The sequence below is a fragment of the Mesorhizobium sp. P2_B5 genome (assembly GCF_056404775.1).
In genome coordinates, this window is the sequence record NZ_JBFUDJ010000005.1 from 102920 (window position 1) to 115378 (window position 12459).

The window sequence follows — 12459 nt, forward strand, 5'->3', positions numbered from 1 at the left end:
TCTGAACCGGCTCGGCCATATCAGGCCACAGGGCGTGAACAGGAATTAACCCGAATGAATTTGACGGTCTTTGGAATTGGCTATGTCGGTCTCGTGCAGGCCGCGGTGTTGGCGGAAGTCGGGCACCAGGTGGTGTGCGTCGATGTCGACGAAAAGAAAGTCGAGCGGCTCAACCAGGGCTTCGTGCCGATTTTCGAGCCGGGCCTGGAGGCCCTGGTCAAGGAGAACCACGCCGCCGGCCGCATCAAATTCACCACCGATGCCGCCGCCGCCGTTAAGCATGGCGAAATCCAGATGATCGCGGTCGGCACGCCACCCGGCGAGGACGGCTCGGCCGACCTCAAATATGTACTGGCGGTGGCCGAGACCATCGGCCGTGAAATGGACAGCCCCAAGATCGTGGTCGGCAAGTCGACCGTGCCGGTCGGCACCTGTGAAAAGGTCAAGGCCAAAATCGCCGAGACGCTGAAGGCGCGCGGCCGCCAGGATCTGGCTTTCGATGTCGCCTCCAATCCGGAATTCCTCAAGGAAGGCTCAGCCGTCTCCGACTGCATGAAGCCCGACCGCATCATCGTCGGTACCAACAGCGAGGACACCGAGGCGGTGATGCGCGAGCTCTATGCGCCATTCAACCGCAACCACGAGAAGATGATCGTGATGGACGTGCGCAGCGCCGAATTCACGAAATACGCCGCCAATTGCATGCTGGCGACCAAGATCTCTTTCATGAACGAGATGGCCAATCTGGCCGAGCAGCTCGGCGCCGACATCGAGGAGGTGCGCAAGGGCATCGGCTCGGATCCGCGCATCGGCTACCACTTCATCTATCCCGGCCTCGGCTATGGCGGCTCGTGCTTCCCCAAGGATGTCCGCGCTTTGATCAAGACCGCCGAAGGCGTCAAGTTCGATGCCAAGCTGCTGCGCGCCGTCGAGGAGCGCAACAACGAGCAGAAATCCGTTCTGTTCGACAAGGTGCACCGCTATTTCAAGGGTAGCCTCAAAGGCAAGACCTTCGCGCTCTGGGGCCTCGCCTTCAAGCCCAACACCGACGACATGCGCGAGGCGCCGGCGCGCGTCCTGATGGAAGCGCTGTGGAAGGCCGGCGCCAAGGTGCAGGCCTATGATCCCGAGGCGATGCAGGAATGCCAGGCCATCTACGGCCTGCGCGACGATCTGCTTTTGTGCGGCACCAAGGAGGCAGCACTGCGTGGCGCCGACGCGTTGCTGATCGCCACCGAGTGGAAGAGTTTCCGCGCCCCGTCCTTCGACGCGGTCAAGGATGCGCTGACCACGCCGGTCATCTTCGACGGCCGCAACCTCTACGATCCCAAGGTCATCGCCCGCCACGGCATCGAGTATTTCTCGATCGGCAGGATGGCGGCATAGGGCAAGGCGGCACAATGAGGAGCCAGGTTCATGAAAGTTCTGTTTGCAGGCGGCACCGGCTACACGCCGCAATTCAGCGGCGGCGTTCAGTCGAGCACCCACCACCTGGTCCAACAATTGCGCGAGAACGGTCACGAGGCTTCCGTTCTGGCAGCATTGTTCGGCGACGGCATGTTCGGCTTCAAGGCGCGCGCCAAGATGAAGCTCCTTCGTCAGCGCGCGGTCATCGACAATTTCCCGGGCTATCCGGTGGTTCGGGCGTGGTTTCCCTGGGAAGCAGCCGGCTTCGCCGTCGAAAAGTTGAGGCCGGATGTCGCGGTCGTGCAGTGCCACAATTCGGTGCCGATCGGCAGAGAGTTGCAGACGCTTGGCGTGCCGCTGGCAGTCTATCTGAGGAATGTCGAATTCGACGAATTGGCCGGCGATCTGCGTGAGCTCCATTCGGCGGTCTATATCGCCAATTCCGAGTTCACCGCGCGCGCTTACAAGGCAAAATTCGATATCGATTCAACGGTTATTCCGCCGACCATCAATCCCGCGTTCTACAGCACGCCGACGACCGGTGAGTTTATCACGATGATCAATCCTTACGAGGAGAAGGGCTTCGATCTTGCGGTGCGCATTGCCGCCGCCTGTCCCGAGATCCCGTTCCTGTTCGTCGAAAGTTGGAAGCTCGACGACGATCATCGGGCCCGGATCGAGCAAACGATCGCACCATTCCCGAACGTCAAGCTAGAAGGCCGCACCAGTGATATGAAGACGGTCTATGGACGCACGAAGATCCTGCTTGCGCCCAGCAAATGGGAAGAGGCCTGGGGCCGGGTGGCGTCGGAAGCGCATTGCAGCGGAATTCCCGTGGTCGGCTCGCGGCGCGGCGGGCTGCCGGAAGCGGTTGGCTCCGGCGGCGTGGTGCTGGACTACGACGCCCCGCTCGCCGACTGGGTCGCAGCGGTCAGACGGCTGTGGAGCGATGAGGCCGAGTACAAGCGGCTGTCAGCGGCGGCACGTCAGTTTTCGGAGCGGCCGCAAATGAACCCGGACCTTCAGTTTGCCACGTTCATGGGCGTGCTCGACAGCGCAAGGCGTCTCGGCCTGGAGCGCGCAGCCTAAACGCGTCGCGTTGGAATTCATCTGACACGCTGCGGCACCGGGCGATGGCAGTCGCGCAAGGCTCCATGACCCAGTTCCAGGCGTCGCGTGCCGATCCTTCCTGATCACTTTTGATTGCTGCAGTGCAATATTTTTGTGGCACCGCAACAATCAACGTGTATTCGGCCTGTCTACATTAGGGCTTGTGCGATATGGACCGCTTGGGGGTCCGGGCAAGCCCCAACCTTATGGGGCGGGTCATGCGCGTGGGCTTTGTCGTCGGCGAATTCCCCCTCCTTTCGGAAACCTTCGTCGCAGACCAGATGGCTGGGCTGCTGGCGCGGGGCTTCGACGTGGAGGTCGTATGCGACAGGACGAAAGGTGACGACCGTATCGACCGGCAAAGCGAGCAGATGGCAACGCTGCTCGCCAGAACTCAACATTGATGGCGATGGGCCGCGGGACTCAGCAAATTTGTACGGCGGCTGCCGCCGCGCCTGCGATACAAGGCTTCGACCGCTCTTGATGCTGTTTTTGCACGCCGCCTGAACCGCTGTGACGTGATTGTCGCTCACTTCGGACAGAACGGCGAGAGAGCAGCCGCGCTGAAGAAATGGAAGGTTCTCAAACCACCGGTCATAACCATCTTTCACGGCGCGGCAGGCAGTGCTCTCGACGCAATACGCTGGACTGATCAAGCATGGGACCCTGAACCTGCCCGTCAACGATTACTTCCGCACGATGCTGCTGGAGGCCGGCCTGTCCCAGTCGAGCACGACGGTTCATCATATGGGAATTGATTCCCTCGAAATCGGCTATCGCTGGGAATCGTGGGAAGGCACCCAATTGGTCGTGACGACGGTTTGCCGCCTGGTCGAAAAGAAAGGCGTCGAGTTCGCCTTGCGCGCCCTGGCCTCCCTGAAGGCCTCCCATCCTGAGATGGACTGGCGCTACGACATTATCGGCGACGGCCCACTGCGGATGGATCTGGAGAAGCTGGCGCTGGAACTGGGTTTGACCGGGCGCGTAACATTCCTCGGCAGTCTCCCTCACGCGGAGGTGAAACAACGGCTTCGCAAGGCACATCTCTTCTTGCTGCCGAGTATCACCGCCAGTGACGGCGACATGGAAGGCATTCCGGTCGCGCTCATGGAAGCGATGGCCGCCGGGTTGATTGCGGTGAGCACGTATCATTCCGGAATCCCGGAGCTCATCGAGGATCGTGAGACAGGGTTGCTTGCACCCGAGCGAGACGTTTCACTGCTTGCCGGCAAGCTTGCCTGGGCCGCGGAGCATCCGGCGGAATGCGAGCGCATCGCGCTTGCCGCACGCCGCAAGGTCGAGGAGGACTTCAACGCAGATGCTCTGAACGAACGTTTTGCGCAGATCGTTATCCAACTGGCCGCGCAAGGCTTTGCACCTGAACCTGCCAGGCATGTCGGCGTTGCCGAGGGCTGGGCGGATCCTTCGTCTGCCGGCTGACACCGCCCTTGAGCGATTGATCGGCAGAGACGCCAAATCGAGGGAATCTTGCTACGCTGCACCAAAAATGTTGCAGTGCAGCAAGACCTGTACTAACGTCTGCGCGGGTGGGCCAAACAGCGGTCGAATTTCATGCTGCATGTCTTGTGCCTCGCGCACGATGTTTTCCGCCCGGCTGTCGTCAGGGGCACACCAGCTCCCCGCACGGGCGCATCCTGCCGATGAAGATTTGCTTCGTAGTCGACAAGTTTCCCTCATTGTCCGAGACTTTCGTTCTCGACCAGATAGCCGGGTGCCTTGAGCGCGGCATGGAAGTCGGTGTCGTTTGCAACGAGACATCCTTCGGCAAGGACCGCAATATCGACGATCCGCGCTGGCAGGCGCTGCCAGGAAAGGTCGTATGCTGGTGGGGCGGTCTGGGTCGCTATCGCCCGCTGCTCAGGAAGTGGTCCGGCAGGTTCTGGGACAAGCTCTCGACTGCCATCGACATTGCTCACGCGCGAAAATTGCAGGGCGCCGACGTCATCGTCGCCCACTTTGGCAACAACGGCATGCGCGTGGCGCGCGCCATCAAGCGCGGCAGGATTTCCGCCCCCCTGGTGACGATATTTCACGGCCGCGATGTCGGCGAGCCGCTGCATGACAATACGCTCGCGCGCTACAAAATCGTGTTCGAAAAGGGCGTTCTTCAACTGCCGGTAAACGCATTTTTCCGCGACGCATTGATTGAGGTCGGTGCATCGCCCGAGCAGGTTGTAGTTCACCATATGGGGGTGCGGCCAAATGAGATCGACTACCAGTGGCGCTCGTGGGAGCAGGCCACGCTCTCTTTCATCTCGGTCTGCCGCCTGACCGAAAAGAAGGGCATCGAATATGCACTTCGCGCGCTTGCCGGCCTGCCGCGCCGCGACTGGGTCTATTCGGTGATCGGCGGCGGAGAACTTCTTGAGGAGTTGAAGGCGATCGCTACAAATCTCGGCATCGCCGACAGGGTGAGTTTTCTTGGGTCCCGGCCGCACAGCGAAGTCAAGCAGCGTCTGCGCGATGCGCATGTGTTCCTGCTGCCCAGCGTCGGCGCGCGCGATGGCGATCTGGAAGGCATTCCGGTTTCGCTGATGGAAGCGATGGCCGCCGGCCTGACAGTGGTCAGCACATATCATTCCGGGATTCCCGAACTGATCGATGATCACAAGACAGGCTTTCTCGTGCCTGAGCGGGACGTTGCGGCGCTGACCGGCAAACTTGCCTGGATCGCTGAGAACCCGAAGCCGTGTGAAGAGATCGCCCTCGCTGCGCGCAAGAAGATCGAGGCGGAGTTCAACTCCGATCTGCTGAACCAACATTTCGTGGAAATCGCCATGCAGCTTGGCGAAAAGAGGTCGCTTGCATGAACGCCAATCCGCCCCCCCAGTTCGGTCGTGTCGCCCTGCGCGGCGGGCTGGTTACCATCGGCGCCCAGGGCTTCAAGATGGCGATCCAGTTTCTCTCCGTCATCGTGCTCGCCCGTCTGCTCGTTCCCGAGGATTTCGGTCTGGTGGCTTCCGTCGGGCCGATCGTGGCCTTTGTCGGACTGCTTCAGAATCTGGGCCTGCAGCAGGCTGTGGTTCAGCGCAAGGACATCACCAACCAGCAGCTCAACCAGGTGTTCTGGATCAGCGCGCTGGTCGGGCTGGGCAGTGCCGTGGTGGTGGCCGGCCTGGCGCCTGCCGTCGCCGCGTTCTACGGCGATCAACGCATGTCCGGCATCACCCTTGGCTCCGCCCTGCCGCTGCTTCTCGGCAGTCTGGCCGCGGTGCCGCTGGCGTTGATGAATCGCCACCTGCAGTTCGGCCAGCTCGCACTGAACGACGTGATAAGCGCCGCTGCCGGACTTCTGACCGCCGCGATCGCGGCCTATGCGGGGCTCGGCTACTGGTCGCTGGTCATCGGCCCGGCGGTTTCGGCGGTTGTCGCCCTGGCTGCCGCCTGGCGGGTGGCGCGATGGACGCCGTTGCGGCCGGACCTGAAAGTCGACGCCGACATATTGTCGTTTGGCGCCAACCTGACCGGCTTTAACCTTGCCAACTTCTTCTCGCGCAATCTCGACAACATTCTCATCGGAAAATATTCCGGTGCGATCGAGCTCGGCTATTACGACCGCGCCTACAAGCTCCTGCTGTTCCCGCTGCAGAACATCAACCAGCCGCTGACGCGGGTTATGGTGCCGCTGCTCAGCCGCATCCACGACGACAAGGCCCGCTTTCGCGATATCTACGTGCGCACCAACTGGATGCTGGCAGCCGTTACCATGCCGGGCATCGCCGCGCTGACGCTGACCTCCGATCAGATCGTCGGACTTCTCTTCGGTGCGGGCTGGGCGCCGGTCGCGCCGATCTTTGCCTGGCTGGGCATCGCCAGCCTGGTCCAGTCCGTTTCAAGCACGACGGGGTGGATATTCATCTGTCAGGGCAAGACGAAGACCATGTTCCACTGGGGCATCTATTCGTCGCTGACGACCGTCGCTGCCTTCGTCGTCGGCCTGCACTGGGGCGCCGTCGGCGTTGCCGCGGCCTATGCCATCAGCGGTTACGTGTTGCGCGTTCCCGTGCTCGCGGTACTGGTCCATCGCGTCGGTCCGGTGACCGCCGCCGACTTCCTGCTTATGCAGGGGCTTTTCATCGCCTCGTCCCTGCTTGCCTGGTTCTTGTACCTGTGGTTGCCGGCGTCGCTGACCGGCCAGTCAGACCTGCTCGCGGTCTTTCTGGCGCTTGCCCTCAACTACGGCATCGGTCTCGTTTTCATGCTTGCCGTCCCGCAATCGCGACGCGCTTTGTTCACCACCCTGTCCAACGCCGCGCGCAACATCCGCTGAGCGACTACCGATCAGCGACGCCAGCAGGTTTGTGGCCGACATTGCCGAAGCGTGTTCCTCAAGCACGGCCTGAAGGCTTGTCTTGCGATAGCGGTCGAGATTTCCCGCAAACCGGCCGAGCTTTTCGCGCGCCTCTGCGGGCGTCACGGTGTCGATGTCGAGCAGCACATCGTCGACACCTATGCGCTTGGCCACTTCCTTGGTCTTGAACTCATAGGCGATCGGCAGCACCGGCGTGCCGACGCAAAGCGACATGATCATCATGTGCATGCGCGTCGCGACGACGAAGTCGAAGCCCTTCACCAGCGCCATCAACTGGTCCGGCGTGTGGAACGCTGCGTCGACGGTCACATGCCTGGCGATCTCAGGATCGAGCTCCGCGACGATCGCCCGCGCGGTCTTGGAATCGTCATGGGCATATTCCGGCACGCCCTGACACGTGGAGACAAAGGTCACCTCCTTGCCAAGGTCCTTGACAAGAATTGTGGCGATCTCGCGGATCGAATCGAGATAGCGGCGCATGCCGCCTTCACCGTCGCTGACGTAGTTCCAATGGCGTACGGAAATGGCGACGCTGCCAGTCGGCGCCGGCGGCTGGCTGGAAGCGAGTGACTTGCCGATCCTATCGGTATCGGCCAGGGCGAATACGGCATCGGCCACCACGTGGCACTTGCCGAGATCCTTCACCAGATCCTGGATATGGGTCCGCGACCGTTCATCGCGCAGCAGGATGAGCGGGCTGCGGTCAAAGATCGGGCCAAGCTCCTGGCGGTTGTAACTTTTGTTGAACGGGCCGAGGGATTGCGTGAAGAAGACCGGATCCTTGCCAAATATGGCATCAAGCCGGAACTGATTGAGGCGTCGTTCGAGATTGTAGTTCTCGACGAGATAGGTTCCCCCTGTCGTGACCACCATGTCCGCGTCGGCGTAAGTGTCGAGACCGTGCCGGTCGCCCTGGCTGAAAAAAGTGCCAAGCGCGCTGCTGTTGCCAAACCAGCGCAAAGCCTGGAGTACAAGCCGATTGTAGATCGGCTTGAACCGGTCCTTCAGCCCGCTGCCATTCTTGTATCGGAACAGGGATTCCGACAGCAGCTTGTGAAATTCGAGGTCCGGATAATCCTTCTTCGGATAGAGCCTTTCTGCAACCTCGGGCTGGCTGTCGAACACGGCGAACCGCAAATTGCCCGGCACGATCGTCTTGAGAATGTGGCGGATCGCCAGCAGAATCGCCGCATCCCCGGTATTCAGGCAGACTGTGTTTTCGACGACGATCTTCATGGAATTACCTCATTTCGTCAGCAAACCCCGCGGCCAGGCCAGCGGTGCTCAAGACGGGCGTAGTGACCGAAAATGCTGCACGCCAGGACAATCCCGATGCGGTCCGCGTCACGATTTAGGGCGTTGCACCGGGCTGATGGCCAACGCACGGCTCGAGCGGCACTCAAGCAAGTCCGAGATTAGCGGATCAATTTTGCACTGCAACAAAAAACGTGCACTCATTGCTACGCCGCACCGAAAATGTTGCGATGCAGCATCAGTCACACCGGCACGACCAACCATCTGCTCGATATTCGACATAAGCAGCTTTCGCTGCCGGTTTCTTGCCCTCACGGGGCGATATCGCTTCGCCTGTAACCGTGAAGTGTCATGACCAATCTGTCCGAGGCAGCCATTGGCTCCCATTTGCCGGCCCAGCGTGTGTCCATGACAGCGCCTGCCGCAACCCAAAGGTCGAAATATGGCTTCATGGGATGGTTCGGAAAGGCGCCGCCGTTGGTGTCAGCCGGCGTAACCACAGCAGCTTCCTTCCCGTCGATGAAGAAGGCAACGCGTTTCCCGGCCTCATACTCTATGCCAAGGCGGTATCGCTTGCCCGACAGATCCCCAAGCAGGATCCATTTTACCCAAACGCTCTTGTGCTGGTTGTCGACGTCCGCCCAGACGGTGAGCTGCAACCCTTTCGTGCCGACGATCTCAAAATCGATTTCCTCATGGGCTTTGTCGTTGAATGTCCAAAGCGGCGCTGCGATCAACCCAGGCTTCATCGTCGGGAGCGTTACGTCCACTTCCCACCTTGCCGATGAAAAATCGGATTTGCCGCCGGATATCACCTCCGCGGACGCTTTCTCGCTGACGCTAAGCTGGAGTGCGCCGTCGACGATTTTGACGTTCGCGGCCTTCCAGTCATAGCCTCCGAGCTTGGGCTCGCTCCATTGCGACGGCACGAAGGGATTGGTGTATTTCCAGAGCTGGAGCTTGACCGCCGACCAGTCGGGAAGCTTGTCGAGGGCAGCGTCCCCGGCTCCTGCCACAACGCTCTCCGCCAGCGCCTGTCCAGCAACCGACTGCACTGCCGTGGAGGCAGCCAGAAGCACCAGGAGTTTTCTGCGTGTGCAATTCATGCATGGCCTCCGTTGGCGCCTTTAACCTTTCGGCGGCGACTTCAAGCCGGCCGTTTGATGCGGCTCTTCGACGTGAAGCAGCTTACGTGCCACCTTGATGATTGAGCCGTGCACCAAGGATATGGCAATTTTTCGCCGCACTGCATCAAAAATGTTGCAAAGCAGCAAATTCGCTCTCCTCTGCCGCGCCGTCCGGGAATAGACCGCCCCCTTCCGATCGGTGGGCCAATGCGCAACAGCAAAGCAACCGCGGTCGCTACTTTCGGAGCGGTGCCCGGGTGCTCAAGCCGCGGAGGCGGTCGGGATACGGTGGGGTTGCTCCGGTGTATTTTCATTAGGCACAAACGGCGATGATACGGACGGCAAGGATTCAGCCGGCAAGGATTGCGGAGAGGAAACGTCAAGAGCCGGATCGAGTTGCGCCGGATCCGTCGCGCGCTCTAGCGCAACACGATCGTAAAGCGCATCGAGAAATGCGCCTGCGGGTTCGGCCGCAAACATGGTTTCCGCCGTCCTGCGGGCTTGGCGCCGTAGCGGCGCCATCAGTTCGGGGTGGCCGATATAGGTCTTCAACCGGTCAATGGCTAAGCAGGCAAGGCGCTCGACTTCATCGCGGAAATATTGGGCAAAATTCGCGTCGCCGCGGAAGTCGTATCCCGGGTTCCACCAATCACCGACCTCGTTCAGCTTCACTGGCAATGAAATCCCGTTGACGCCGTCCTCGAGGAATTCCGGCAGAGCGCAGACCCCCGTCCCAAGAACCGGAGTGTGCTCGGACATCGATTCCAGTGCAGAGTACCCAAACGTATCGCCGAACGTGGCGAGGATGCCGAAATGCGAATTGCGCAGCAATTTTCGCACCGCCTGGTTTGGCAGCACCCCGTGATGTTGGACATTCTTCAGTCCGAGCAGTTTGAGATAGGGGTCGAAGAACCCTGGAGCTGTCGGGTCTGTCCATATGGGACCGCCAACCTGGAGACTGGAAACGATGTTCACCCGGATTGGCAAATTCTGCTCCAACGCCTTTTCCGCGATTTTGACCGCAACACATCCGCCCTTGCGGCCGAAATGGGCACCGACGAATGTCAGCACCAGTTCCGCTGCAGTGTCTTGGGACATCGCATCCTCAACCGCGGGCACGATGATATTCGGGTGACGAACCATCAGCTTTGCGGTCAGGAGGTCTAGCTGCGGATTTCCGGCATGCTGGGCCAGAAAACATCTGCGGGCAAAATGCGATAAGGCGACAATGCGGCGGCAGCCGGGGTTGGTGATCCGCGAGACCAGATATCGCGCCATAAGCCCGCGTTTGCGAAGCGCGAACTGCCGCGGCAAATGGGATTCGAATGACATGATGTACTTCGAGGAATTGACAGGTATCCGGTTGAACGCATGCACCATGTCAACGGACAGAGCAGGTTCGATCAGCGTCACACCTTCCAGCTTCGACGAGACCAGGTTGAACGGCAGAAATCGCTGTCGCAGGATCGTATGTCGGGACGCTCGCGGCGTAACGAAACTGGTCGGATACTTGTCGTCATAGACGGCAATACGAAGAGACTTGCCCATACAGCACCCACCCGTATTTAAACAGTTGGCATCAGGGGTCTTCGCAAGCTATTCCAAAAGTGCAGCTGAGCTGCCATGCGCTCATCATCCCGCACTGCAACAGAATGCAGCGCGGATCCCCTGGCCAATTCAAAACCCCAACTTCCCTAGGGTGAATTCAACATCATTTTTTGTTGCGGTGCAACACAATATTAGCAATTGGTTTACCACGATCATCGACATCGGAGTTTTGGTGGTCGGCGTGATCGGATCGCGATTTTGCCGCGCACGGGGCAAAATTGCCCGAAACTGCCGGCTCCGCAGGTCGTACCATGTTCTGGGGCTCACCTGTGTAGCCACTTTTTGCGCGCTACCGACTTCTGGCGATATATTTGTGCGGCGCGGTAGAGGTGGCTAATTTTGCTACGGTGCACCAAAAATGTTGCGATGCAGCAAAAGCTGCGTTAGCATTCCTTTGGGTGGGCCAATAGCGGTCGAGTTTTCATGCTGCATGTCTTGTACCTTGTGCACGACGTTTCCGACCCGGCCGTGCGCCGGCGGATCATAATGCTCAGGGCAGGCGGCGCGCGGGTCACATTGGCCGGCTTCCGTCGGACCACAAATGCTGTTCCCGACGTCGAGGGGCTGCAGCCGATCGACCTTGGCGCGACGCGTGACGGCCGATTCGGCCAGCGCATGGCGGCGGTCGCCAGGGCGGCGCTGTCGATAGGCTCGAAGCTTGGGGCGATGCCGAAGCCCGATCTCATCATCGCGCGCAATCTGGAAATGCTGGCGCTGGCCAGACGTGCCAAGGCAGCCTTTCGCGGTGGCGTGCCGATTGTCTACGAATGCCTCGACATCCACCGCCTGGTGCTGCGCAACGACATGCTGGGCCGGGCGCTGCGCACCGCGGAACGCTATCTCGCCCGCGACGTGAAGCTTCTGGTGACCAGCTCGCCGGCCTTCATCGCCAACTATTTCAAGCCGTTCGGGCAAGTCGCGGCGCCGGTGGAGCTGGTCGAAAACAAATATTTCGAAACCGCGCCGGTCTCCACGGACGATCGCTTGAAGGCCGAAAACCCTGTCGCGCCGCCATGGCGCATCGGCTGGTTCGGCGCGCTGCGCTGCCGCCGCTCGCTGGAGCTGCTGGCCGATTTCACCCGCCGCCAGGGCGGGCGCTTCGAGGTCGTCCTGCGGGGCCGTCCGGCACTCTCTGAATTCCCGGATTTCCACGCTTTTGTCGAAGCCGAGCCCTATCTCTCTTTCCGTGGCCCCTACCGCAACCCGGAGGACATGGCGGCGATCTACGGCGAAGTGCATTTCTCCTGGGCCATCGACTTCTTCGAGGAAGGGCAGAATTCGGAATGGCTGCTGCCCAACCGTCTCTATGAGGGCTGCCGCTTCGGCGCGGTGCCGATCTCGATGGGCAACACCGAGACCGGGCGGTTCCTGAACCAGCAGGACATTGGCATCCTGCTGTCCGACCCCACGCCGCAGACGCTGGAAACCGCGCTCGGCCGCATGGACCAGGAGCGCTTCGGCAAGGCCAAGGCGCGCGTGCTGGCCCGCAATCCGCGAACCTGGAGCTACGACCGCAGCGACTGCCGCGCCTTTGTCGACCGGCTGCGCGGCCTGGTGGTTTCACCCGGCTCCTTCGTCACCGAGGCACTGGCTTAGGGATGATTGGCGATGACAAAAATA

General features: G+C 60.7%; 9 protein-coding genes and 1 pseudogene. 7 read left to right on the top strand and 3 right to left on the bottom strand.

The window, feature by feature from the left end; translation table 11 throughout:
• The first annotated feature begins 54 nt into the window (after positions 1 to 54).
• The 6 genes from AC1D1N_RS18425 (at position 55) to AC1D1N_RS18450 (ending at position 6808) form a co-directional block, all read left to right on the top strand.
• Positions 55 to 1386, top strand: coding sequence for a UDP-glucose dehydrogenase family protein (locus tag AC1D1N_RS18425; protein ID WP_112560562.1), 1332 nt, complete (start codon positions 55 to 57; stop codon positions 1384 to 1386).
• A 30-nt stretch (positions 1387 to 1416) separates the two neighbouring features.
• Positions 1417 to 2496, top strand: a complete 1080-nt coding sequence (locus AC1D1N_RS18430; protein WP_112560563.1) for a glycosyltransferase — start codon at positions 1417 to 1419, stop codon at positions 2494 to 2496.
• 239 nt (positions 2497 to 2735) lie between these two features.
• Complete coding sequence (locus tag AC1D1N_RS18435; RefSeq protein ID WP_477350225.1) at positions 2736 to 2921, top strand: hypothetical protein; 186 nt, start codon at positions 2736 to 2738, stop codon at positions 2919 to 2921.
• A 220-nt stretch (positions 2922 to 3141) separates the two neighbouring features.
• Positions 3142 to 3957 (top strand): glycosyltransferase, encoded by an 816-nt coding sequence (locus AC1D1N_RS18440; RefSeq protein ID WP_477350227.1) that lies wholly within the window; start codon positions 3142 to 3144, stop codon positions 3955 to 3957.
• A gap of 107 nt (positions 3958 to 4064) precedes the next feature.
• Positions 4065 to 5348 (top strand): glycosyltransferase, encoded by a 1284-nt coding sequence (locus AC1D1N_RS18445; protein WP_477350229.1) that lies wholly within the window; start codon positions 4065 to 4067, stop codon positions 5346 to 5348.
• Positions 5345 to 6808 carry a lipopolysaccharide biosynthesis protein gene (locus AC1D1N_RS18450; protein WP_352582265.1) on the top strand — a complete coding sequence of 488 codons (1464 nt, stop codon included), beginning with the start codon at positions 5345 to 5347 and terminating at the stop codon, positions 6806 to 6808. The genes AC1D1N_RS18445 and AC1D1N_RS18450 overlap by 4 nt, the downstream gene beginning before the upstream one ends.
• A 225-nt stretch (positions 6809 to 7033) precedes the next feature.
• Here the strand turns inward: AC1D1N_RS18450 and AC1D1N_RS18455 are convergent.
• The 3 genes and pseudogenes from AC1D1N_RS18455 to AC1D1N_RS18465 form a co-directional block, all read right to left on the bottom strand.
• Positions 7034 to 8086, bottom strand: a pseudogene (locus AC1D1N_RS18455) (polysaccharide pyruvyl transferase family protein); the annotation flags it as partial.
• A 329-nt stretch (positions 8087 to 8415) separates the two neighbouring features.
• The gene (locus AC1D1N_RS18460) at positions 8416 to 9210 is read right to left on the bottom strand and encodes a family 16 glycosylhydrolase (RefSeq protein ID WP_112560566.1); all 795 of its coding nucleotides are present in this window, start codon (positions 9208 to 9210) and stop codon (positions 8416 to 8418) included.
• 282 nt (positions 9211 to 9492) lie between these two features.
• Positions 9493 to 10779: a glycosyltransferase family 4 protein gene (locus tag AC1D1N_RS18465; protein ID WP_477350231.1), complete on the bottom strand. Its 1287-nt coding sequence runs from the start codon at positions 10777 to 10779 to the stop codon at positions 9493 to 9495.
• Positions 10780 to 11262: 483 nt separating this feature from the next.
• On the opposite strand from AC1D1N_RS18465, the gene AC1D1N_RS18470 reads away from it, so the two are divergent.
• Positions 11263 to 12435 carry a glycosyltransferase gene (locus tag AC1D1N_RS18470; RefSeq protein WP_436257818.1) on the top strand — a complete coding sequence of 391 codons (1173 nt, stop codon included), beginning with the start codon at positions 11263 to 11265 and terminating at the stop codon, positions 12433 to 12435.
• Positions 12436 to 12459 lie beyond the last annotated feature (24 nt).

Coding starts and splice junctions, on each gene's coding strand:
- AC1D1N_RS18425 (WP_112560562.1), top strand. CDS start 55: ATGAATTTGACGGTCTTTGGAATTGGCTATGTCGGTCTCGTGCAGGCC.
- AC1D1N_RS18430 (WP_112560563.1), top strand. CDS start 1,417: ATGAAAGTTCTGTTTGCAGGCGGCACCGGCTACACGCCGCAATTCAGC.
- AC1D1N_RS18435 (WP_477350225.1), top strand. CDS start 2,736: ATGCGCGTGGGCTTTGTCGTCGGCGAATTCCCCCTCCTTTCGGAAACC.
- AC1D1N_RS18450 (WP_352582265.1), top strand. CDS start 5,345: ATGAACGCCAATCCGCCCCCCCAGTTCGGTCGTGTCGCCCTGCGCGGC.
- AC1D1N_RS18460 (WP_112560566.1), bottom strand. CDS start 9,210: ATGAATTGCACACGCAGAAAACTCCTGGTGCTTCTGGCTGCCTCCACG.
- AC1D1N_RS18465 (WP_477350231.1), bottom strand. CDS start 10,779: ATGGGCAAGTCTCTTCGTATTGCCGTCTATGACGACAAGTATCCGACC.
- AC1D1N_RS18470 (WP_436257818.1), top strand. CDS start 11,263: ATGCTGCATGTCTTGTACCTTGTGCACGACGTTTCCGACCCGGCCGTG.